Genomic DNA, 23,635 nt, shown 5'->3' with positions numbered 1-23,635 from the left:
TTCTAGCTTCAAGCGTTAAAAGCTAAACGATAAATAATGACGCTTATTAACGCGTTATCGTTTCAACCCCATTACTACTCGCCTTTAGCAAAACATCGGCTTGATTGGCGGCAAAGATACCATTACAGACCACACCCACGATATTATTTAGCTCTTTTTCAAGCGCTATAGGATTGCTGACATCTAGGTCATAAGTGTCGAGAATGACATTGCCATAATCAGTGACAAAGTCCTCACGGTAGACTGGCTCACCGCCCATTTGTGCTAGCTGACGTGCCACATAGGAGCGCGCTTGCGGCAAGACTTCGATCGGTACAGGAAACGATCGGCCTAGTATATCGACACTCTTACTCTCATCAACCATACAGACAAACTTATTGGACGCTGCAGCGACGATTTTTTCACGCGTCAGCGCGCCGCCGCCGCCTTTGATGAGTTGCAGATGGGCATTAACTTCATCAGCACCATCTATATAGACATCAAGCTGGCCGGCAAAGTTTAGATCGACAATCTCGATACCCAAAGCACGCAATTTGTCTTCTGTCACCTGTGAGCTGGCAACGGCACCAGCAAGCTTGACCTGCGGCAATAGCTCAATCAAGCAGTTCACCGTACTACCTGTCCCTACGCCAAGTATCATGTCATCTTCGATATAACTTAGAGCAGCTTGGGCTGCGGCTTGCTTTTGTGCTTGCTGATCACTCATCATAAATCCTTGACAGAATAAACGTACCGTCTTAAAAGTTAAAAAGTTAAAATGCGCGGCTATTATAACCGATGACTTCGATATATGTCAGCGTAAAACCAATTCTAATAATGAGGTCTTCCACCTGGAATTGATAACCCATATAAATGCCTTTTAAATCCCAGAGACATGAGGCAACCAAAACACCAAAGCTAGTAGCGTCGCTAATAATACTGGCGGCGTAATAAGCAGGCCGATTTTCATATACTGCCCCCAGCTAATTTTATAGTCCTTTTCTGCTAAGACATGTAGCCATAATAAGGTCGCAAGGCTACCAATGGGCGTAAACTTCGGCCCCAGATCATTGCCAATCACATTGGCATAAATCATCAGCTCACGAGTCGCTGCGGGTACTTGCGCGCTATCGATAGCCAGCGCGCCTACCAAGGTAGATGGCATGTTATTCATAATAGAAGCCACAATCGCTGAAAGAAATCCTGTGCCTACTGTGGCGATGATATTGCCTTGCTGCCCTAGCCAGTTGAGTATTTGAGCACCATAAGCCGTCAGTCCTGCGTTACCCAAGCCATACACCACCAAATACATACCGATTGAAAACAAGACGATTTGCCAAGGCGCTTTACGTACGACGTCAGATACAGAAACAACCGCATCTCGCCCGCCCTGCCACCAGCGACCTGCAATTGCCATCAGCACCAGCGCAGCAGCGCCAGTCACGAAGGAGATAGGAATACCTAATGATTCAGTGGCAAAATAAGCAACAAGTAATAGTCCCAGTAGCGGAAAGGCGGCTTTAAACACCAGCGGATCTTCGATAGCGGATGCAGGTGCGCTAAGATTGGCAATGGAATATTGTGTTGGAATTTGGCGCGCATAGACTACCCACAGCACTGCTAATGTCGCGATGACAGAGACAATATTGACTGGCACCATGACCGCCGCATAACGTCCAAAGCTGATATCAAAATAATTGGCGCTGACGATATTAACCAGATTAGAAGTCACTAACGGCAAACTTGCGGTATCAGCGATAAAGCCCGTCGCTATGATAAAAGCCAATGCCGATGGCGGTGAAAACTTAAGCCGGAGCAAGATAGCGATGACAATCGGTGTTAGAAGTAATGCAGCGCCATCATTGGCAAAAAACGCGGAGATAAACGCGCCCAATATCACAATCATGGGAAACAACAACCGTCCCTGCCCATTGCCCAGTCTCGCCACATGTAGCGCCGCCCAACCAAAAAATCCCGCCCTATCTAAGATAAGCGAGATGATAATTAGCGCCACGAAGGTAAAGGTAGCATCCCAAACGATGTCCCATACAATACCGACATCGGATAACTGCACCACACCAAAAGCCAAGGCGACCAAGGCTCCTCCCAGCGCGCTCCAACCAATGCCCAAACCTTTAGGCTGCCATATCACCAAAACCAAAGTCACGATAAAGATAATGAATGCAAGCATGGTACAACCTTATTTGAGCTGGCTTTTTTAACCGAATTGGTTTAACCGGCTTGTTTTAACCGATTTTGTTGAGCTATTTGGTTTAGCCGATTGAATCTACAAAAGACTAAATCGACTTTTGATTGACACGTTGCGACACTGCTTCGGCACTTTCCACCCGCTCAGAGTATCTATCAGTCAGATAGGCCGAGCGTCCACGAGTGAGCCACGTAAACTTCACTAGCTCCTCACAGACATCAACGAGACGCAGATATAAAGGCGACTTATCCATACGATTGTCATCATTAAACTCTAAAAAAGCCTTTGGAATCGATGATTGATTGGGGATAGTAATCATGCGCATCCAGCGCCCCAGAATGCGCAGCTGATTGACGGTATTAAAGCTTTGACTGCCACCGCTCACTTGCATCACTGCCAAGGTTTTGCCTTGAGTGGGGCGTACGCCGCCCAGTGCAAGCGGTATCCAATCAATTTGTGCTTTCATAATGCTGGTGATGCTGCCGTGACGCTCTGGACTCACCCACAGCATGCCCTCTGACCACTGCGCCAGCTCGCGCAGCTCTTGCACCTTTGGGTGATTGCTGTCAGCCTCATCAGGCAGCGGCAACCCCGACGGATTAAACATCCGCACCTCGCAGCCATACCAACGCAGCAGCCGACTTGCCTCCTCAGCCGCTAATCTAGAAAATGAGCGCTCACGTAATGACCCGTATAGGACGAGTATCTTAGGTGGATGACGTGGGTCATTTGGTGCAATCAATGACTCAATATCAATCGGTTGTAATTGACTGGCATCAATATTAGGCAGGTCATCTAACTTTAACGACCCCTCTGTGTGAGGCTGATTATTATTGGCTATTGTCATGATAAATCGTCTCGCCGTCTTCTTTAGTAAAGCTGCTCACCGGATTTTCTAACAATGCAAACACTCGCTCTGAAGGTCGGCATAACGCTGCGCCCTTATCCGTGACCACGATAGGACGATTGATTAAGATAGGGTGCGCGATCATCGCATCGATAATATGGTCATCAGATAGCTCAGGATTGTCTAAGCCCAGCTCATCATTGATGGCTTCTTTGCTACGTAATAACTCTCTTGGCGAGATATTCATCTTTGCCAATAGGTCAACCAACTCGTCACGGCTCGGCGGGTTTTTTAGATACTCCACCACTTCTGGCTGCTCACCTGATGCCTTTATGATGGCAAGCGTATTGCGAGAGGTACCGCAGTTGGGATTGTGAAAAATCAAGGGTTTCATAGCGATTTCACCTATTTTTTGAATCTAGTTATTAGGGTGTGCTTTACAGACTGTCTTTTTTATCAGATTTGGCAGCCTCACAGCCGCTTAAGCTATCTATGAGCGAAGCACACAGCTCTGAATGCCCTGCGCAGCAGTCCTGCAATAAAAACTGCACGACCGCCTCCATATGCGACAACGACGCGCGATAGATAATTTGCCGACTTTGGCGTTTTGACACTACCCACCCTGCTCGCGCCAGTACTGATAGATGCGCGGACATGGTGTTATGCGGCACACATAGCTGACGGGCTATTTCACCTGCAGGTAGGCCGTCTGGCTCTTGACTGACCAGTAACTTAAAGGCTTTTAGACGCGTGTCTTGAGACAGTGCGGCAAAGCTTGCGATAGCGTTAGTTATTTCCATATGTCCAATAATACAGACATATCAAAATAATTCAATACTTTTAAATTCATCATCCTATAAGAAGACTGTTTTTTACTCAAAAACCATTAAGGCAGTAAAACTGCTATAAAAACTGCAATTGTGTCTTGCAAGATAGGCAAAATCAGCATAGGCTAATCTATTTAAATTTTTTGTCTCCATTTGCTTTTTTAACTCTCTTTTAGGAATTATTATGCTGTCACATTGGGTACGCGCCATCTTGCAAGCCACCGTCTATGACGTTGCTATTCAAACGCCACTAGAAGCGGCTCCCAAGCTGACCCAACGTTTTGCTAATGATATTCGCTTTAAACGCGAAGACCTGCAGCCTGTCAAGTCCTTTAAATTGCGCGGTGCTTATAATCGCATTAGCCAGCTGTCCGATGAGCAAAAAGCTCGCGGCGTCATTTGTGCCTCAGCAGGCAACCACGCGCAAGGCGTGGCTTATTCTGCACGCAAGCTTATGCTTAATAACATCATCGTCATGCCTACCACCACACCCGATATCAAAGTTGCGGCTGTACGCGCCTTAGGTGGTAATGTCGATCTGCACGGCGACAGCTTTGATGAAGCTAACCGCTATGCGATCAACCGCGCCAAGACTGAGGGCCTGACCTTTATCCCGCCTTATGATGATGAGTTGGTCATTGCCGGTCAAGGTACCATCGGGCTTGAGCTCACCCAGCAGTGGCGCAACATGGATTATGTGTTTGTGGCGGTTGGCGGCGGCGGCCTCATCTCAGGGGTTGCCGCATTTTTAGGCGAAGTTGCGCCGCATGTCAAAGTCATCGCTGTAGAAGCGGAACAATCAGCCTCGCTTAAAGCTGCTCTTGAAGCCAATGAGCGCGTTAAGCTTGAGCAAGTCGGTCTGTTTGTCGATGGTGTGGCTGTGGCGCAAATCGGTGAGCTGCCTTTTGATGTGGTGCGCACGCAAAAAAGCGATGGCTCCGGGCCTATCGTCGAACCAGAAGTGGTGACTTGTACTAACGATGAAGTCTGCGCAGCGGTCAAAGATGTGTTTGAAGAAAACCGCAGTATCGTTGAACCAGCGGGTGCCCTGTCGGTCGCTGGTATGAAAAAATATATCAAAGCGCATGACTTGCAAGGTAAAAACTGCGTCGGCATCATCTGCGGCGCTAACATGAACTTTGACCGCCTGCGTTATATCGCTGAGCGCACCGAAATCGGCGAGAAAAAAGAAGCCATCTTTGGCGTGACCATTCCTGAGCAGACTGGCGCTTTCTTAAACTTCTGCCGTAGCCTACATGGACGTAATATTACTGAATTCAACTACCGCGCCGATAGTCGAAAATCACCAGACTCGATGGAGCCTGCCTCAATCTTCGTCGGTATCGCCCTAAAAGAGGGCGAAAAAGAGCGACACACCATCAGCAAACAGCTGGCAGATGATGGCTATACCGCTCACGATTTGACCGACGACGACATCGCCAAATCACACATCCGCCATCTTATCGGTGGCCATGCTCATGTCGAAAACGAGCAGCTACTAAAAGTGGTCTTTCCCGAGCGTCCTGGCGCGTTGCTGACTTTCTTAGAAAAACTTGGCGATGATTTTAATATCACCTTGTTCCATTATCGCAATCATGGCGCCGCTGAAGGTCGCGTGTTGGTTGGCCTACAAGCCTCGATGAGCAACTCGCGTCAATTGCAAGATGCGCTACTTGATATCGGCTATGACTGTACTATGCTCAATGATAATGTCGCTTATCAGCTGTTTTTAAAATAGCGGTTTTTATAAGAGACCGAGCGCTCTTTTAATTTATAAAAAAAACACCATTTACTATCATAGTTTATTGATATTAATGAGGTTTTGATGCGTAAACATAACAAAAACCATAACCGGCCTAGCCATAGCCAACCTGAAGCGGTACGTATGCGTATTGATAAATGGCTATGGGCGGCGCGCTTTTATCGGACACGTACGCTCGCCAAAGAAGCGATTGAGAGCGGGCGTGTGCATTATGCTGGTAGCCGAGTCAAAACCAGCAAAGAGATTGCCGTTGGTGATGAGCTACAGATTCGGCAGGGATCCGCGACAGCAATGACTGAAAAAACGGTCATCGTTGAAGCCCTAAGCGCCCAGCGCGGTAACGCCTCTGCTGCGCAAATGCTCTATTCAGAGACGGATGAAAGCACTGAGCGCCGCGCCTATTATGCTGAGCAGCGTAAACTGGCCAATTTAGCGCGTCCTGATAATAAGCCTAATAAAAAGCAGCGCCGAGAGTTGCAGCGGTTTAAAGACAAACAAGACTAAATCAGCTTTTAATAACGTCTGTAACCACTGATACTTTAGCACTACAGCCCTTATTATTACTAGCGTTTATCTCTTCGCTCTTCTTGCCTTTGTCATCATTTATCGTTACGCTAGTGGCTATTTTATAACAGTGTGATTGATCGTTACGTTTTTACTTAAACACATTGTTGCTCAGTCATAGCACTGTGCCATAATTCGTTTTATATTGAAAGTAGACGCCAGCTGCTCTTTTTAGGGGAGCTTGCGCGCTATAGAGTCAATACATAATCAATATGCTGATAAAAAAGGTTATTTTATGCCAATTAAAGCCTCTGCCCCCTCGTCTGTACTCTTGGTTTGTTTGGGTAATATTTGCCGCTCGCCTACCGCTGAAGAGATTTTTCGTCAACAGGCTGCTATAGCTGGTCTAGATATCAAGATAGACTCAGCCGGAACCGGCGATTGGCATATTGGTCACGCTCCTGATACGCGCGCGCAGCGTCATGCCAAACTCAACGGCTATAACATTAGTAAATTAGTGGCTCGGCAAGTGACTGCCGATGATTTTCGGAATTTTGACTTAATTTTGGCTATGGACACTCAAAATCTAGCGGATTTGCAAGCAATAAAGGACGGGATAGATGAGCCTGAAGAGACCTTAGCAAAACTGGCTTTGTTTAGTGAAGAAGATCCTACTTATGGCGGTGATGATGTGCCTGATCCTTATCAAGGCGAAAGCGAAGCGTTCGAGGACGTTATCGAACGTATTGAATCGAGTACGCAAGCTTGGATTGAGAGCTGGAAGACGAATTAAGGAGCTTATATAATACTCCTCCCTTGATTGTTTGGTTTACTGAAGATTTTTCGCATTTACTTTTATATCATTCTTTATTAGTCGCATAGGACTATTTATGGCCTCAGTTTTACCACCTCGCTCAAGCGTTAGTGCGAATGACTTAAGCTTCTCCCATAATCTAGCACACGATTTGTCACATGCTAATACTATGGCGTTAGCTTGCGTAGCGGACAAAGCGGTGACTATCACTGAAGAGTCTCAACTAGATGCGTTTATGGCGGAATTTAATAAACGAGATGACGGTCAGCTACCTTTATTTGTTCTGTCAGGCGGTAGTAACGTCTTACTCCCCGCGCAGCTGCACGCTATTGTGCTACGTCCCTTTATGCGCGGTATTGAGGTCACCAATCAGACCGCAGAATATGTCGATATCGAAGTGATGGCAGGAGAAAACTGGCATGAGTTAGTCACTTATACCGTCGCTCAAGGCTGGTACGGCTTAGAGAATTTAGCCCTTATTCCAGGCTTAACCGGCGCCGCTCCGGTCCAAAATATCGGCGCTTATGGGGTACAATTAGAAGACTACTTACAATCAGTGCGAGCTTATCATTTGCCTACGCAAACTTGGCATGACTTGTCCATTGGCGACTGTCAGTTTGGCTACCGTGACAGCCTGTTTAAACGCAGCCCTAATACTTGGCTCATCAGCCGAGTGAGCCTGCGTTTGCATACCGATCCGGCGCGAGTCGCTGTTAATTATGGTGATGTGAAATTGGTAGCACAGCGCTATGCTGAGCAGCATAACCGGTCTCAACCTGCGCCTAGCGATGTGATGCAGGCCATTATCCATATTCGTCAGCAAAAAATCCCAGATCCTAAGCAGCTGCCCAATTGCGGCAGCTTCTTTCAAAACCCGATCATCGATCAAGATCAGTTCGACGATTTGCAAAGCCGATATCCTGATATCGTTGGCTACCCGATGCCAGAGCAAAAGGTCAAAGTAGCTGCCGGTTGGCTGATCGAGCATGCTGGGCTAAAAGGCGGCGGCATTGCGCCTATTCTCACTCATCAGCGGCAAGCTTTAGTCTTAACCAATCACCAGCCCTACCAAGCGAGGCAAATAGATGTCGCAAAATCCCAAGAGTTTATTGGTAGCCAAGTCTATGATAAGTTTAAGGTCGCTCTAACCCGCGAACCTATTTGGGTCAATACTAACGCTAGTATTGGACAAAGTGGCCATGCCGACTAAACGACCATTGTCAAAACGTTTATGGCGTTATTATCTGCGCGCAGCTGAGCGTATGGTCAAAGTGTTTCGTATTATTAATATCACCTTTTTAGTGGGTTCTACTGCTGTTGTCTTAGTACTCATTAGCTTATTTACGCCGCTATTTTCGCAAGCCGTGGTCTACGTGCTGACGCGCCTGCCTCTCCCTAATACGGCCTCGTCGGCCATAAGCTCGCCGCCAACCGCTTATGTGGTACTAGGCGGCGGCTTGACCAATGATAATAATAATCAAATTGTTCTCAATAGCTACAGCCTGAACCGGGCACAGACTGCGGCAGCTGCGTATCATGATCTGCCCTTACCCATCGTGCTTAGTGGCGCAGAAGCCCCTTGGCTTGGCCAATGGCTACTTGAGCATGGTATCGATGGTTTGATTAGCGAAAATGCCAGTATGAATACTTGCGAAAACGCACGTTTTACCGCGAAACGTGTGCCTTTGCATCATGTTTATTTAATCACTGATCGTTATCACATGCCGCGTGCGCGCAGGCAGTTTGCTCTAAATGGTATTAAAAGTACTGCTCTCAATGCTCCGTTGCCGGTTAAGCGAGATTGGATGGAGCCGGCGCAAAACTTGACCCATTCAAGGCGTGCAGTCTATGAGATTGCCGCCTACTTACGCGATATCATTCGCCCGCAGAATAACTGCCGTGACGCTAAAGAGGTAAGCACAGAGCAGCTATTAACCCCAAGAGGCAAAGCGCAAAAAACCAATGAGTAGCGATAACAGATTTTTCGCCTGTGCCTTTCTCCTAATTGAGTCTTATTAAGCGTATAATAACCGCTGACAAACGTTTTTTAGAGTTAACCGTTAGAGGTTTATGATGCTCAGTATCTTTTTGTTGATTCCTTTGAGTTTGATGCTATTTGTCGTCGCCATTTGGGCGGTGCGTTATGCGGTAAAATCCAATCAATTTGAGGATTTAGATAACGCCTCTCAGCGTATTATCTTAGAGGATCGTCAAGAGCGTCGTCAGGTGATTCAAGCCCATGAAGAGGTCACGAGTCAACCCTCTGATACCGCTGATACTCATATCGATAACAACGAAGATAATTCACACTCCAACTCCTAATTTTTATTTACCTTTGTATCAAGACCGACAGTGCTCTTGTTTGCTAGGAGAAGTTCTGTATGACCACAGCTTTACTTATTGCCGCATTATTTATGGGTTTTTTTGGTTCTCCGCACTGCTTAGGTATGTGTGGAGGCTTAGTCACGGCTTTTAGTCTATCGATGAAGGATGTCAGCCTAGCCAAGCGCCGCGCTCTTGTCTTTACTTATCATTTTGGCCGTCTGAGCAGTTATGCACTGTTAGGTCTGCTGGCAGGATTTATCGGTACGACGGTGTTAGAGCCACTCATGAAAGGCAATAGCTTGCCACGTATTTTACTGGGCGCAGTGTTGGTCTTTGTGGGTGTGACCATGCTTGGCGCGCCTTTTTTGAATAAGCTTGAGCGCTTTGGTATGCGCTTTTGGCAGTTCTTAAGCCCGATACGCCAAAAGGTATTTCCCCTAAACACCTTTCCACGTGCATTGACAGCTGGTCTACTTTGGGGCTTTTTGCCTTGCGGTTTGGTATATGGCGCCCTACTCATCGCGGTGGTCGCTCACAATCCTTTGGGCGGTGCAGCGTTGATGTTTGTTTTTGGTCTTGGCACGGTGCCGATGCTGGTCGCCACCCATGAGACGGTCGGCTGGTTACGTGAAAAAATTGGCCGCTTTCATCTAAGACAGCTCAATGGCGCAATCATGGTGCTATCTGGCTTGGCTGTCGTTGCCATCCCTATGGTCATGGCAAATATGCACGGTGGACACGGCGGTGGCCATGGGCAAATGGATCATGGCAGTCACTCAGCGATGATGTCTGATGCAGACAGCACAGCCCATCATGATATGAGCCAGATGGATAGCACAGTCGATCATAGTATGCATGATATGAGTGATGATGCCATGAGTCATCATACACACCACGAGCCGTCTTCGTAGACATCATACATATAAAAGTATCGACAGCTAAGGCTCGTCTTTATTTCGAAATAATCGTATTTTACTAAGACACTTTAGCCAAAAGCCCTTAACCTCACTACTGAGATTAAGGGCTTTTTGTATTAGGGCGTGTCCTTAATTTAATTGCTAGTCACCTAAATGGCTTAAAAATAAGGGCACGCCCGAGTCTAGACGATACATATCGCCCTACTCTTGCCACTGCTCAAGACTAAACTTAGTATCCAAATGCTTCTCTAAGGCTGGCAAGTTAAAAGCATCGTCTTCGCTCACAAAGCTGATACTAATTCCGGTTTGTCCAGCGCGCCCGGTACGGCCAATACGGTGCACATAATCATCTGGCTGATCGGGCAAAGTATAGTTGACCACATGGCTGATATCGTCAACATGAATGCCGCGTCCTGCTACATCGGTTGCGACCAACACAGACGCATTCCCGTCTTTGAAGCGCTGCAAGTACTTTTCGCGTTTTTGTTGGATGACATCACCCGATAACATGACCGTTTTATGGGTTTGGCGCAGCTTATGATATAGGCGCTTCACTTGATCTTTACGGTTAGCAAAGACAATCACTTTATCGACGCTATTATCTGCAATGATACGCTGCAACGCGGCCAGCTTTTGCTCTTCAGTCAACAGGTAAAAATGCTGCTCGACCAGCTCGCTGGTTTTGTGCTCAGGCTCAATCTCTACAAACTGCGGCTCATGTAGCCAGCGATAGGCTAGATTCATCACGTCTTGATTAAAAGTCGCTGAAAACAATAAGCTTTGACGATCACTATTCGCTGGCATCCGGCCGACTAGGCGCTTGATATCAGGGATAAAGCCCATATCGAGCATACGATCCGCCTCATCTAATACTAATACCTCTACCCGATCTAAATAGACCATCCCTTTATGCATCAGATCAATGAGACGTCCAGGAGTAGCAATCAATATATCGATATATTTACGTTCAAGCTCATGCTGCTGAGTATCATAGCTCGTCCCGCCCATAATACAAACGCTATGCAAGTCAGTGTATTTGGTCAGCTCCACACAATCATCAAATATCTGCTGCGCAAGCTCCCGCGTTGGTGCCATCACCACCGCTCGCGGCTCCCCTAGATAGCGCGCCTCATCATTATCAAAAGGTCGCTTCAGTAGCGCCTCTATAATCGTAATCAAAAACGTCGCGGTCTTACCGGTACCAGTTTGTGCCTGTCCAATAGCGTCTTGATGCGCTAAAGTATGCGGCAATATTTGCGCTTGAATAGCGGTGAGCTCAGTGAAGCCCAAATCTTGAATAGCGCGTAATGTCGGCGCTGATAATGGTAAGTCACTAAAAGTGGTAAAATTACTCAAAAAATCATCCTTATAGGTGAAGCGTCTATTAACACGCCTACAGCCCATGCTGATCAGCATTAACACTACTTTCACTACGATTACTTTTAAAGTAATGATAGCGTCTGCTAGTACTAGTGCAAAGCAAAAGCCAATATCCTAGCTATAAAACGCAAAAGAGCCAAACCTAGTGGCTCATTTTACCTGTACATATGATTATACATACAATACGGGCTAAATGAGACAGGTTTGACTCGGTAGTATAGCGTAGTTGCTACCAATATTATGACAAAGCGCCATAACGCCTGCAGCGTCTACTCTTCTAGTTTTCTAACTTCTTCAGCTTGTAGGCCTTTTTCGCCTTCAACCACACTGAACTCCACTTTTTCACCATCTTTCAAAGAGCGGTAACCATCGCCTTGAATCGCGCGAAAATGGACAAAGATGTCCTCGCCGCCATCACGTTGAATGAAACCAAACCCTTTTGAGTCATTAAACCACTTAACGATACCTTGCTCACGAGCTGACATAATAAAACTTCCTAAACAGTGCGCTTAGCCCCAAATTCCTTTGCAACATTGCATATAAACGGGTACTAAGATAATGATATTAGAATTACAGACCCATTAGTTGCTATTATATCGTTATAAGATAGCAACTAATGGTAGGCAGACGACAAAACTATTATTGAACTCACCAGTAATAAATTTGTAACCTATGTTGCTTGAAAATATCATAGCACGGGTTTTTAGTAACTTAAAGGCTTTTAGTACGATTTTTACGGGTTAAAGTCTTTTTGGATAAATTTTCAGCAATATTGCTTAAACTGTTATTATAACTGGTTACTAACAAGTCAGATTTTTGTCGCTAGCGTTCTTTATCTTATGTTATCTACTTATTATCTCCTTTATTTATTGTTATTGAGCTATTTTATTTACTGAGGCCAGTATGGATGCATCTACTTATAACCGTAAGCTACTCGTAGTCAATGGCGTCAACCTAAACTTATTAGGCAAACGCGAGCCTGAAATATATGGCCATACAACTTTAGCTGATATCGAAGCACGCCTGCAGTCGCAAGCAGCCAAACATCATATTGAGCTTATCTGTATTCAGTCCAATCACGAAGGTACACTTGTCGATGAGATTCAGCACTATGGTTTGTTAGCGAATAAGGATACACAAGTCGATGCCGTCATTATTAACCCCGGTGCCTTTACGCATACGTCGGTGGCGCTCCGCGATGCTCTACTCGCCACACAAAAGCCTTTCATCGAAGTGCATTTATCCAATATTCATAGCCGCGAGCCGTTTCGCCAGCACTCTTATCTGAGCGATATTGCAACCGGCGTCATCTGCGGCCTTGGACATTTAGGCTATCAGATGGCGTTGGAGTATTGGCTAGCTCACTTATATCAAGCAAATTTAGCGGATTAAGCAGAGTGTTTTAAGCCTAAATTTTGGTGGTTAATATAAATAGAGTCGCTTGATTAAAACAAAAACGCCTTAATAAAAAGGTGACGACTCAATACTCGATAGATGGTGATATGAATGGCAAAAACGTCCGGAAAACGCTTTATGAAGCTTGCAGGTATGACCGCAAGCATCGCAGGTAAAGCTGCTAAAAACTCTTTTAAACATCTATCGAGCGATGAAGAAAAGCGCTTGCAAGCTCGATCAGAGCTGATGCAAGATGTGGGTATTCAAATCGCTGAGACGCTAGGTGAAATGAAAGGCGCGGTGATGAAAGTGGGGCAAATTGCTTCGCAATATAAAGACGTCTTTCCGCCAGAGGTTGCAGAGGCTCTAGAGAAGCTACAAAAAGACGCACCGCCTATGCCCTACTCGCAGATACGCTCGCAAGTTGAGCGCGAGCTAAAAGCGCCTATTAGTGAGTTGTTTGCTGATTTTGCAGAAACGCCTTTCGCCGCCGCCTCTATCGGGCAAGTACATAAAGCAACCCTGCCTTCAGGTCAAAACGTAGTCGTCAAAGTTCAATACCCTAATGTCGATGAAAACTGCGATAGCGACCTGAAGCAAGTACGAATGGCGTTGAAAGTCGCCGGTGTGCTCAATATGAGTCGCGAGCTACAAAATCAGCTCTTTGATGAGATTCGTAGCAGCTTATATGATGAGCTAGATTATATTAAAGAAGCGAGTAACCTCAGAGTGTTTGGCGCGTTTCATGCTAGCGATACCGGGCTTGTTATTCCTAAAGTGATCGGCAGTCACTCCTCAAAGCGTATTCTTACTTTGAGCGAAGAGATGGGCGAGAGCCTAGCGACCGCTGCTACTTGGGATAATGATATCAAACAAAAAATCGCTAAGCGTCTGTTTCATTTTAGTGCCGGGCAACTATTTGGCTTGTACCGAATGCACTGCGATCCGCATCCAGGGAATTTTGCGTTTCGTCCTGATGGCAGCGTCATCGCTTACGATTTCGGCGGTATCCGTAGCTATAGTGATCATGAAGTACAGCTATTTCGACGCTTTGCTCAGCATGCCGTGCGCAGCGATGTGACCGCGCTTGAGCAAGATCTTATTGCGCTAGGCATACGCCGTGACGATGATACGGATATTCCAGGGGAGTTTTATAAACAGTGGCTCGCTATCGGCCTTAAACCTTTATCTATTGCCCCTTATCACGAAGGCGATTTTGACTTTGCAAGCAGTCAAGTCCATCACGAAGCGATCACGCAAATGCGTACTTCATTGAAGTACTTTAATCAGTTTCAGCCCTCAGCGACCACGATGATGCTCGATCGGACAGTGTCAGGACAATACTGGAATCTCGTTAATCTTGGCGTGGAGATTGATTTGTCGCCTTTGGTTGATGAATATCTAGAAGTCACGACAGCAGAATCCTCAGCAGCTAACCTAACCAAAGCAGAGCCGGTAGCACCTATCTCGCCGCAGCTTACTGAGACTCCAGATCAGTAGGCTTTAATAGTAGTCTTAGCATCAATTAATTAGTACCAGTACTTAGTACAAACGACTTACTACTAAGCACTCCGATACTAGATTAAACATGTAGCGCGTGGCCGCAACGATCACAGTATCCAGCCCCTACCGCATGACCAAATTTACCACAGTTTGGACAAGTAATAGGGTTGAGCTGAGGGCGCATATTACGCGCCAGCTCAGCGGTAAAAATACCCGTAGGCACGGCAATAATCGCATAACCGGTGATCATCACCATCGATGCAATCGCTTGCCCGATCGGTGTCTTCGGTGACATATCGCCATAACCGGTAGTCGTTACCGTCACTACTGCCCAATAGATGGAAAGCGGAATACTGGTAAATCCATTTTCTGGGCCCTCCACCACGTATACCACCGAGCCAAAGATGGTCACGAGCAGCACTAAGGATAAAAAGAAGACGGTAATCTTTTGCTGACTGGTCTTCAAGGCTGAGGCCAAAAAGCCCGCTTGCTGCATGTAAGCTTTGAGCTTGAGCACCCGAAATACGCGCAGAATCCGCAAAATACGGATCACTAATAGATACTGCACGCCCACAAACAGTAAGCTTAGATAGCTTGGAAGTACCGACAGTAAGTCAACAATACCAAAAAAGCTAAAGGCATATCGAAAGCGGTTTGGCGCTGAAAATAAGCGTAGCAAATACTCAATGGTAAATAAAATCGTAAAAAACCATTCAGCGTAAAAAAACAAAGTGCCATATTGCAAACGCATATAAAGCACACTATCGAGCATCACCACAGCGACACTGGTCAAAATGGCAATCAGTAACACGATATCAAAAAGCTTACCTAGACGCGTATCTGTGCCCTCAATGATGACATGGATACGATTACGCATATGAGTAATAGCTTCAGCGGTTGGTTGCTTCATAGAGTTTAGGGCTTAAGTCGGAAGGTGATTCTGATAAATAGGCTTAGTCGCCAAAGAGGAGTTTTGTCAAAATAGCTATAAGTGGTTTATAATACTGCTCATTCACTCAGGCTAATTTGCGTACTAACCCACAATCAGGTTGTCACAGTGTAGCAAAAAATAGCTTTTAACAATATACAAATCGCACACTTAGACATCAGCCGTTTAGGTAAACTTTAAGGATGTAATATGGCAGGTCATTCCAAATGGTCAAACATTAAACACAAAAAAGCTCGTCAGGATGCGATAAAAGGTAAGATATTTACTAAAGTCATTCGTGAGATTGTGTCAGCTGCCAAGCAAGGCGATCCTGACCCTGATAAAAACCCGCGTCTTCGAGCCGCTGTAGAAAAAGCGCTGTCTGTCAATATGACCCGCGATACTATCAATCGCGCGGTGGATCGCGGCACCGGCGGCGGTGACAACGAAAACATGGAAGAAGTCAGTTATGAAGGCTACGGTGTTGGCGGCGTAGCAGTATTAGTTGAGACTATGACTGATAACCTCAACCGCACAGTCAGCGAAGTCCGTCATGCTTTTACTAAGTTTGATGGTAACTTGGGCACGAGCGGTTCTGTCGCTTATCTGTTTACCAAACGCGGCGAGATTCGCTTCGATGATGTCAGCCTCGAAGACGATGTGCTACTGACTGCACTTGATGCTGGCGCGCTCGATGTCGAGAACGATGGCGAGTCGTTGCTTGTTACAACTGAATGGGAAAGCTTCGGTCAAGTCAAAGATGCGCTTAATCAAGCAGGCTTAGTCTCTGACAGTGCTGAGGTCACTATGGCCCCTGCAACTAGTGCGGAGATCGATAATGTAGATGACGCTGAAAAAGTGATGAAAATGCTCGATATGCTAGAAGATATCGATGATGTACAAGAGGTTTATAGCAATGTCCATATCTCAGATGAGGTTATGGCGCAGCTGGAGTCAGAGTAACTAAGTGCATCATGCATCATGACTCAATTTGATTAAACTCTAATATTTATAAAAGCTAAACGTGTACAACGTTTAGCCTTTATTTTTATATAAAACTAGGGCGTGTTGAACATTCAAATATTAGGACTGCTGATAGATAAAATCGCACCAAACTAGGCGTAAACCGACGATAATGTCGAGGCCTTAGCTAGGTTTACAACACCGTTTGGGGTGATTTTAGCATCAGCCCTTTGGGGCGGGGCTCTTTTTTGCCAATACATGGTGAAATTGTCTATCCTAGAATGACTAGGATTCGAAAATTTCACTGCGTATTGCCTGAAAAATAGCCGCCGCCAGTGCCACATTTGAATGTTCATCACGCCCTAAGCGTAATTTTACCTCTTGCACTTCACGCCTTCGAGCGCTAGCAGATACTGTTTTTTGTCTAGGCCGCCCGTATAACCGCCAAGTTTGCCATCGCTAGCTATGACTCGGTGACAAGGAATAACGAGACTAAAAGGATTGTTGCTGTTGGCATTGGCGACCGCGCGAAACGCTTTGGGGTTGCCGATGCGGCGCGCTAAAGTAGCATAGCTTATGGTTTCACCATGCTTAATCTCTTGTAGTGCTTGCCAGACTTGTTGCTGAAATGTAGTCCCTAGTGATAAGTCAAGCGGCAAATCAAAAACCCTCCTTTCTTCTAACGCATACTCCCGAATTTGAATAATAGCGTCAATCAATACCGCTTGTGCCGGCTCGTCTGTGCTTAGGCTATTTTTTTCAATAAACTTAAAGTCGCTATCTGCCAATTGATATTGCTTTTTGAGCTTGGCAAATGATTTTGCGTCCGTCCACCATTGATCCTGCGACAGCCAGCTGACTTGCACAAGCTTCGGCTCGTCTTTATCAGCTGAGCTGCCCTCACTTTGAATCACCATCAAGACGAGCCTATAGGTTTGTAGTTTGGTCGTGGTAACTAGTATCATTATCTCTTGTCCTCAAAGACCTATGTAAATGCACTAAGCATCAGCTGCTACTCTTTATCATCCGTCTCAAAGAGCGCCGCGACAAATTGTTTAGGACTAAAGGCGCGCAAATCATCAATAGACTCGCCAACGCCAATATAGCGAATAGGAACATCGGTAGTTTCAGCGATATTGAAGACTACCCCGCCTTTGGCAGTACCATCAAGCTTAGTCACTGTAATACCAGTCAGCGGTACTGCTTCATTAAATAGCTTAACTTGATTAATCGCGTTTTGGCCAGTACCAGCATCGAGGACAATCATACCTTCGTGCGGCGCTGTTTCATCCGCCTTACGCATGACCCGTACGACTTTTTCAAGCTCGCTCATCAGATGGGTTTTATTTTGCAAGCGCCCAGCAGTATCAGCAATCAGTACATCGATGTTTTTTGCCTTAGCCGATTGCATCGCATCAAAGATAACCGAGGCACTATCTGAGCCATGACCTTGAGCCACGACAGGGATATTATTACGCTCACCCCAAATCTGTAGCTGCTCAGTCGCGGCCGCTCTGAATGTATCTCCAGCGGCAAGCATTACTGATTTACCCTCGCCTTGCAGGCGTTTGGCAAGCTTACCTATAGTCGTGGTTTTACCCACGCCATTGACGCCAACCATCAAAATCACAAAGGGCTTTTTACTAGTATCAATCATCAGCGGCGCAACTTTTGGCGTCAAAATATCGACCAGCTCGTTTTGTAGCGCTTTATAAAGAGAATGCGCATAAATCAGATCGCCACGAGCGGTCTGCTCAGTTAAGCTCTTGATAATACGATTAGTCGCATTCACCCCGATATCTGCAACGAGCAGCTGATCTTCCACTTCCTCTAGCAGCTCATCGTCAATCTCTTTGCCACCGATAAGGATACTGACCATCCCCTCAGCTAGATTTTTGCGCGATTTACTCAGACCTGACTTCATCCGGTTGAACCAACTGCCTTTTTTACCGCCTTTAGGCTCAGTGGTTTGTAGATCGTCTTGCGCTGTCGCCTTTGTGCTTGGTTCTAAATGAGCGTCCTCTTTGCTAGCGTTTGTAGCTTCTCCTAACTGTGCTTGTAAGGGCATTTTTGGTACGTCAACCTTAGAGACATCAAACTCAGCTGAGTCATTATTGATATCAGTCTTGTCATCACTAGCTGCTACGTCTATGGACTGGTTTGGCGTTTCGCTGTCTGCTTCCGGCGACACAATAGGGGATCCTAACGCTATATTACCCACTTGCGTAGCGTTGGCAGCTTTATCTGATGCGGTTTCCGTAGCCTCTGTAGGCTCAATAGGAGTCGTGTTCGCAGACTTCGCCTCATCAATAATATCGACCGATTGCACCGGCAAACTGGGTAAGGTAATATCATCGTCATCTAAATTATCTAGATCACCATCTAGATTGATAACCACGCGATTGGGATTGTCAGCATTATTCATAAACTTGCCCTAAAATTGATCAAAGTATTATTTAGGATCTGTTTAATAGACCCTAGTTTTAATGAGTTACCGTGTTATAAGAAACGTATAAGAAGCATAGATGCATATACCTTAGTTTAGCATAATTCGGTGCAGCCTCATTAATGCTAGTTGTCGAAGCTTATAAAAATAAGCTTATAAAAACACAGCTACCAAATTCTAATGAGATACCAATTAGATATGTTACTAGCTATACACTTAATAAATAAAGAGCTATGCAAGCTTCGCTTAAGATTTAGACACAAAACTCCGACCTCAGTTTAAATAAGATTGGCCTATCCTTAGCCATCGATTTGTTTAGTGCCATTATGATCAAGTAGGATCAGACTTTTATTACTAGGCTTTTATTACTCGATTTTTACTATCAGGAACGCTCATGTCATCTACCCTATCCACTCATAACATTAATAAAAAACCTCAGCCCAAAACGACTGTTTCTAAGACAGTTCTGACAGGTGCTCTAGCTGTAGCCATCGCGGCATCCGCTTTGGTAACGAGTGGTTGTCACACTACGCAAGGTCTTAAACCTACCGCAAGCGTCATGGTTGGCGGGCATAAATCCATCTAATTGCGTAGCACTTTAATGGATATAGCCCTATTTATCGTTTTTAACATTTGAGAATATTATGCTTGTGAAGCGTTACCATTATTCATCCAAACCGTCTCGTTTATTACGGCGAACTGCGGGCATGCTAAGCTTGATAGCTACGCTCGCTGCCTGTCAGACTACAACAGTGACTGCAACTCCAGCAGCGCAGACCGCTACTTCACCAAACGTGGCTAGCGAGACGGCGAATAGCGCATCTGATTTACAAATGGATCTCTCAGGTCGTCATGAGTATCTGTTAGATAATGGTCTTAAAGTCATTATCAAAGAAGATCACCGTGCTCCTGTCGCTATGACCCAGATCTGGTACTGTGTCGGCTCGACAGATGAGCCCGTGGATAAAGGCGGTATCTCGCATTTACTTGAACATATGATGTTCAAAGGCACCGCTGACGTTTCAAGCGATGATTATGAGCGTCTAATCGCTAAGTTTGGCGGCTCAAACAATGCCTTTACTAGCTACGATTACACTGGCTACTACGAGCTGTTTCCGGTCAATCGCTTGCCGCTCGCATTAGAGCTTGAAGCCGATCGCATGACAAATTTGTTGTTCAATGAAGAGGAGTTTGCCAAAGAGCATCAAGTGGTCATGGAGGAGCGCCGCCAACGCACCGATGATAACCCGCTAGCCAAAGCTTATGAGTCGTTTCGTCTGCTCGCCCTACCTGATAGCCCTAAAGGTGAGTCGGTAATTGGGCCTATGGATGAGCTTGAATCTATCACCCTAGGCGAGCTCAAAGACTGGTATCAGGCTTGGTATGCGCCTAATAATGCTACGTTAGTCATCGTAGGAGATGTGCAGCCTGAAGCGGTATTGTCGCAAGTCAAACGTTACTTTGGTGAGCTTAAACCAAGCGCGCTGCCTGAGCGTCCATCCGTTCGTCAACAAGGCTTTCGCGGCTATCAAAAGGTCGACTCAGAGCAAGCGGTAAAAGTGCCAGTACTGCTGATGGGCTTTAACGTGCCAAGCTTACTGACCGTAGGCTTAGGTCACGAAAACCAAGCCTATGCTTTATCGTTAGCACAAGACGTCCTCGATGGCGGACTCTCAGCCAGACTTGAGAGCCGGCTCATTCGGGAGCAGAACTTACTGACTAGCGTCGGTACTTCTTATGATTTGTTTGATCGCGGCGATGGACTGTTTCTCATCCAAGCCACGCCGCGTGAAGGCGTCAGCTTAGAGCAAGCGCAGCAAGCTATTAGCAATGAGATCGATAAGCTCATGCGCGATCCTATCGAGGCGGACGAGATTGCTCGGGCAAAAACCAATACCGTGACCGGTCTCGTCTACGCGCAAGACAGCATGGCAGGACAAGCGCGTATGATTGGCTCGCTACAGACCATCGGTATTGATGATCGAATAATCGCCAACCTACCAGCTAAGCTCGATAAAGTCTCTGTGGCTGACATTCAGGCTGCCAGTCAAAAGTATCTCGTCGAAGACAATTTGACCGTTATGCACATTGTGCCGCCTAACAGCACGGCTAACACCAGTACTGATAATGCGGTCAAAAAGCATCGCTAATGAGCACACTGCTACTCAAATGCCTACTACAAATAAGAAAGAGCTATGAATAAAAAACCGTCATTGGTCACTAAGTCAACTACCAAAAAGGCTACGCCAAGCGCCTTACTCACCACTTTAACCAGTAGCCTCCTGTTAGGCCTAGCTGCGCTCTCTAATACTGCTCTTGCCGATACTGATATTGCTGAAGACTATAAAGGTTCAGCTACAAATGTTGATAGCCGTGCGCCTATTGCCGCCCTGTCAAAACTCACAAGCCTTGATAACGTTGCTCCTTTGAAAATGACTGTGCCTGATATTGAGCATTTCACGACTGTCTCCGGCGTGCCCGTCTCTTTTGTCCGTACTACTGCCCTCCCTATCGTCGATATCGATTTGCGTTTCAACGCCGGTAGCGCCCGTGATGGCAGTATTCGCAAGCAAGGTTTTGGTATCGCTAACATGACCGCCACTATGCTCACGCAGGGCACTGAGACCAGAGATGAAGATAACTTCACTCGCGCGGTGGAGACTCTAGGTATTACGCTAAATAGTAGCGCTTATAAGGATATGTTTATCGTCTCTCTCAGAAGTTTGTCTGATGATGAGCATCTGCTCCCCGCTATCGACTTGATGACCCAGATGCTCACTGAGCCGACTTTTGATGAACAAATACTGGCCCGCAATAAAGCTAGACTCCTAGTCGGTCTGCAGCAACAAAAACAAGATCCAGGTAGCCTTGCCAGTCTCGCTTTTAACAAAGCGCTCTATGGCACGCACCCTTATGCTCACCCCTCCTCTGGTACACTTGAGACGGTGCCGACTCTGAACCAAAAAGACTTGCAAGACTTTCAGAACCGCTATTTGGTCGCAAATAACGCCTCTCTTGCGATGACAGGTAATTTGACGTTAGCGCAAGCGAAGCGGCTGGCAAATGACATCACCAATAACTTGCCAAGAGGCAAAACGGCGCCGATATTACCTGAGCCTAAGCCATTAACGCAGTCACAAAACATTCATATTGACTTCCCCAGCACTCAGACCACTGTGTTAATGGGGCAACTGGGTACTAAGCGTGCCACTGACCCTATTGCCCAGCAGCAGCAAACCAACTTTGCGGTGGGTAATGATGTGTTAGCAGGCGGAAATTTTAATGCGCGATTAATGACTGAGATTCGCCAAAACTTGGGCTACACTTATGGTATCTCAGGCGCTATGAACCCAATGCTTGCGCGCGGCCCCTACCAGATTGGCTTCTCAACGCGCAACGATAAAGCGCGCGCGGCTATCGATGCCAGCTTAGGCGTGATTAACGATACTTTAGAGGAAGGAATTACGAAAGATGAGATGCGCCTAACCACTGATAATCTAAAGAATAGCTTTCCTATGAGCTTCGCTAGTAATGCAGGCATCAACGGCTTGCTTGGTATGATGAATTTTTATCACTTACCTGACAGCTATCTGAAGGATTATATGAGCCGTATTGATAGCGTCAAGCTCGCTGAAGTCAACGAAACGTTACGCAGCACATTAGATACCGATAAGTTTTTGATTGTGACTGTGGGAGCGGATGACCCTTCGCAGGATAAAGGCGATAGCGCTAAAGAGTAAAGCGCGAATAAAAAGACAGGAAGATAAAAACAATCCTAGTAGGGCGTTTGAACGTATAGCCATTTAACTTTAAACGCGCTGTACTAGTTTTTTATTAGGGCGTATTGAACATTCGACCTTGGCACTGACAGAGACTATTTTTTAGGCGATTTGCAGATAAAAATAGTAAGTTTAGTCGTTCTAAGCGTCTATTTTTATCAATAAAGTGGCAAAAAATAGTCCTGTCCCTGTTGTTGTAGTTAGGGCTGATGCTAAAATCGCCCTAGTCGTTGTGACTGTTTAAATAAAATCAGCTAACCAATGCAATAAGCATTATCTGCAATTTTAACGACGACTAGAACACAGCTTTGATTAACTAGTAGCTATCAGCAGTGCGCATTTGTGAATGTTCAACACGCCCTTACAAGACAGCTTATTCTGTAATGGCTATCGTCACGTCATAACTAAATTGCTCAGGCTTGTAGCCTGCGCCATCATAAGACAGGCGTATCACGTGCTTGTCGTAAGACAGCACTTCGTAGTCGCCATTAGCAAAGTTGTAAATCTTTGGGGTAAGCAATAACGCTTCTATCTGATCGTTATTAAGACTGACCGCTATGTGTTCGCCTACTTTAGGATATAAGAAGTAATCACAGCTGTTATTTACCATAACCTCAGCTTTGCGTTCGATTACAGTATTATCTACCTCTTTTTGAACGAGCTTTGGGCATAGATCCGGTTTTTTAGCAGCAACACGGGCGTATGAGTTCACAATTTTATCTTCGATATCAGACTGGACTTGCTCTCTTACTACAGCTGGCTCATCTGCTATAGGCGAATTCGCCTTATCAGAAGTACAAGCAGAGATAAAGAGCAATCCTGTACTGACTGTTAGAGCCAAAAAGCTTGAGTATTTTTTAGTGAGCCCTACCGGATTACTCTGAGCTAAATAGCGGTTCGCTACTCGAGACAATTGTTTATCTGACACTGTTATACCCTTTGCTTTTTAAGCGCTTCAACCTTAAAATAAAATATTTTATAGTAAGCTCTGATATTTGATAGTACTACCCAATGACAGCAGAGGAATAACTTATCCTCTCTGCAAAAACAGTCTAGG

At 45.9% G+C, this 23,635-nt stretch carries 24 protein-coding genes; 13 read left to right on the top strand and 11 right to left on the bottom strand.

Annotated elements, in window-relative coordinates; translation table 11 throughout:
* Nucleotides 1-46 precede the first annotated feature (46 nt).
* The 5 genes from rpiA to W234_RS0109350 form a co-directional block, all read right to left on the bottom strand.
* Entirely contained in the window at nucleotides 47-706 is a 660-nt protein-coding gene (gene rpiA / locus W234_RS0109370) for a ribose-5-phosphate isomerase RpiA (protein ID WP_025646601.1), read from the bottom strand.
* Nucleotides 707-859: 153 nt separating this feature from the next.
* Complete coding sequence (locus tag W234_RS0109365; protein ID WP_025646600.1) at nucleotides 860-2,170, bottom strand: arsenic transporter; 1,311 nt, start codon at nucleotides 2,168-2,170, stop codon at nucleotides 860-862.
* Between the two features lie 106 nt (nucleotides 2,171-2,276).
* Entirely contained in the window at nucleotides 2,277-3,035 is a 759-nt protein-coding gene (gene arsH, locus W234_RS0109360) for an arsenical resistance protein ArsH (RefSeq protein WP_025646599.1), read from the bottom strand.
* Nucleotides 3,019-3,429 (bottom strand): arsenate reductase (glutaredoxin), encoded by a 411-nt coding sequence (arsC, locus tag W234_RS0109355; protein ID WP_025646598.1) that lies wholly within the window; start codon nucleotides 3,427-3,429, stop codon nucleotides 3,019-3,021. The genes arsH and arsC overlap by 17 nt, the downstream gene beginning before the upstream one ends.
* Nucleotides 3,430-3,472: 43 nt before the next feature.
* Nucleotides 3,473-3,835 carry an ArsR/SmtB family transcription factor gene (locus W234_RS0109350; protein ID WP_025646597.1) on the bottom strand — a complete coding sequence of 121 codons (363 nt, stop codon included), beginning with the start codon at nucleotides 3,833-3,835 and terminating at the stop codon, nucleotides 3,473-3,475.
* Between the two features lie 211 nt (nucleotides 3,836-4,046).
* On the opposite strand from W234_RS0109350, the gene ilvA reads away from it, so the two are divergent.
* The 7 genes from ilvA to W234_RS0109315 all read left to right on the top strand — a co-directional run bounded on the left by ilvA (nucleotide 4,047) and on the right by W234_RS0109315 (nucleotide 10,178).
* Entirely contained in the window at nucleotides 4,047-5,600 is a 1,554-nt protein-coding gene (ilvA, locus tag W234_RS0109345; RefSeq protein ID WP_025646596.1) for a threonine ammonia-lyase, biosynthetic, read from the top strand.
* 87 nt (nucleotides 5,601-5,687) lie between these two features.
* Nucleotides 5,688-6,128, top strand: coding sequence for an RNA-binding S4 domain-containing protein (locus tag W234_RS0109340; RefSeq protein ID WP_025646595.1), 441 nt, complete (start codon nucleotides 5,688-5,690; stop codon nucleotides 6,126-6,128).
* Nucleotides 6,129-6,423: 295 nt separating this feature from the next.
* Complete coding sequence (locus W234_RS0109335) at nucleotides 6,424-6,921, top strand: low molecular weight protein-tyrosine-phosphatase (RefSeq protein WP_025646594.1); 498 nt, start codon at nucleotides 6,424-6,426, stop codon at nucleotides 6,919-6,921.
* A 97-nt stretch (nucleotides 6,922-7,018) separates the two neighbouring features.
* Nucleotides 7,019-8,152, top strand: a complete 1,134-nt coding sequence (gene murB / locus W234_RS0109330) for a UDP-N-acetylmuramate dehydrogenase (protein WP_025646593.1) — start codon at nucleotides 7,019-7,021, stop codon at nucleotides 8,150-8,152.
* The gene (locus W234_RS0109325; RefSeq protein WP_025646592.1) at nucleotides 8,142-8,912 is read left to right on the top strand and encodes a YdcF family protein; all 771 of its coding nucleotides are present in this window, start codon (nucleotides 8,142-8,144) and stop codon (nucleotides 8,910-8,912) included. The genes murB and W234_RS0109325 overlap by 11 nt, the downstream gene beginning before the upstream one ends.
* Before the next feature lie 103 nt (nucleotides 8,913-9,015).
* On the top strand, nucleotides 9,016-9,264 hold the full coding sequence (ccoS, locus tag W234_RS0109320; protein WP_025646591.1) for a cbb3-type cytochrome oxidase assembly protein CcoS: 249 nt from the start codon (nucleotides 9,016-9,018) through the stop codon (nucleotides 9,262-9,264).
* A 59-nt stretch (nucleotides 9,265-9,323) separates the two neighbouring features.
* Entirely contained in the window at nucleotides 9,324-10,178 is an 855-nt protein-coding gene (locus tag W234_RS0109315; protein WP_025646590.1) for a sulfite exporter TauE/SafE family protein, read from the top strand.
* Between the two features lie 207 nt (nucleotides 10,179-10,385).
* Here the strand turns inward: W234_RS0109315 and W234_RS0109310 are convergent, their stop codons facing one another.
* Nucleotides 10,386-11,540 carry a DEAD/DEAH box helicase gene (locus tag W234_RS0109310; protein WP_025646589.1) on the bottom strand — a complete coding sequence of 385 codons (1,155 nt, stop codon included), beginning with the start codon at nucleotides 11,538-11,540 and terminating at the stop codon, nucleotides 10,386-10,388.
* 293 nt (nucleotides 11,541-11,833) lie between these two features.
* Nucleotides 11,834-12,049, bottom strand: coding sequence for a cold-shock protein (locus tag W234_RS0109305; protein WP_025646588.1), 216 nt, complete (start codon nucleotides 12,047-12,049; stop codon nucleotides 11,834-11,836).
* A gap of 418 nt (nucleotides 12,050-12,467) precedes the next feature.
* On the opposite strand from W234_RS0109305, the gene aroQ reads away from it, so the two are divergent.
* On the top strand, nucleotides 12,468-12,956 hold the full coding sequence (gene aroQ, locus W234_RS0109300) for a type II 3-dehydroquinate dehydratase (protein ID WP_025646587.1): 489 nt from the start codon (nucleotides 12,468-12,470) through the stop codon (nucleotides 12,954-12,956).
* Nucleotides 12,957-13,070: 114 nt separating this feature from the next.
* On the top strand, nucleotides 13,071-14,459 hold the full coding sequence (locus W234_RS0109295) for an ABC1 kinase family protein (RefSeq protein WP_025646586.1): 1,389 nt from the start codon (nucleotides 13,071-13,073) through the stop codon (nucleotides 14,457-14,459).
* Between the two features lie 82 nt (nucleotides 14,460-14,541).
* On the opposite strand, the gene W234_RS0109290 is transcribed toward W234_RS0109295, so the two are convergent.
* Entirely contained in the window at nucleotides 14,542-15,372 is an 831-nt protein-coding gene (locus W234_RS0109290) for an ion transporter (protein WP_025646585.1), read from the bottom strand.
* Between the two features lie 228 nt (nucleotides 15,373-15,600).
* Between W234_RS0109290 and W234_RS0109285 the strand changes: the two genes are divergently transcribed.
* The gene (locus tag W234_RS0109285; protein ID WP_025646584.1) at nucleotides 15,601-16,353 is read left to right on the top strand and encodes a YebC/PmpR family DNA-binding transcriptional regulator; all 753 of its coding nucleotides are present in this window, start codon (nucleotides 15,601-15,603) and stop codon (nucleotides 16,351-16,353) included.
* Between the two features lie 374 nt (nucleotides 16,354-16,727).
* Here the strand turns inward: W234_RS0109285 and W234_RS0109280 are convergent, their stop codons facing one another.
* Entirely contained in the window at nucleotides 16,728-17,318 is a 591-nt protein-coding gene (locus W234_RS0109280) for a methylated-DNA--[protein]-cysteine S-methyltransferase (RefSeq protein ID WP_413771577.1), read from the bottom strand.
* Between the two features lie 47 nt (nucleotides 17,319-17,365).
* Entirely contained in the window at nucleotides 17,366-18,277 is a 912-nt protein-coding gene (gene ftsY / locus W234_RS14890) for a signal recognition particle-docking protein FtsY (RefSeq protein ID WP_238063290.1), read from the bottom strand.
* 916 nt (nucleotides 18,278-19,193) lie between these two features.
* Between ftsY and W234_RS14555 the strand changes: the two genes are divergently transcribed.
* The 3 genes from W234_RS14555 (at nucleotide 19,194) to W234_RS0109265 (ending at nucleotide 22,539) form a co-directional block, all read left to right on the top strand.
* Nucleotides 19,194-19,385: a hypothetical protein gene (locus tag W234_RS14555; RefSeq protein ID WP_156923985.1), complete on the top strand. Its 192-nt coding sequence runs from the start codon at nucleotides 19,194-19,196 to the stop codon at nucleotides 19,383-19,385.
* A 121-nt stretch (nucleotides 19,386-19,506) separates the two neighbouring features.
* A complete protein-coding gene (locus W234_RS0109270; RefSeq protein WP_156923984.1) occupies nucleotides 19,507-20,949 on the top strand; it encodes a M16 family metallopeptidase in 1,443 nt (480 codons plus the stop codon).
* Nucleotides 20,950-20,994: 45 nt separating this feature from the next.
* Nucleotides 20,995-22,539: a M16 family metallopeptidase gene (locus W234_RS0109265; protein ID WP_025646580.1), complete on the top strand. Its 1,545-nt coding sequence runs from the start codon at nucleotides 20,995-20,997 to the stop codon at nucleotides 22,537-22,539.
* A 412-nt stretch (nucleotides 22,540-22,951) separates the two neighbouring features.
* Here the strand turns inward: W234_RS0109265 and W234_RS0109260 are convergent, their stop codons facing one another.
* Nucleotides 22,952-23,506, bottom strand: a complete 555-nt coding sequence (locus W234_RS0109260) for a hypothetical protein (protein ID WP_025646579.1) — start codon at nucleotides 23,504-23,506, stop codon at nucleotides 22,952-22,954.
* Between the last annotated feature and the right edge of the window lie 129 nt (nucleotides 23,507-23,635).

It is taken from the genome of Psychrobacter sp. TB15 (assembly GCF_000511655.1).
Classification (GTDB): domain Bacteria; phylum Pseudomonadota; class Gammaproteobacteria; order Pseudomonadales; family Moraxellaceae; genus Psychrobacter; species Psychrobacter submarinus.
Note: the sequence above shows the minus strand (reverse complement) of the source record. Positions and strands in the feature narration are given on the sequence as shown.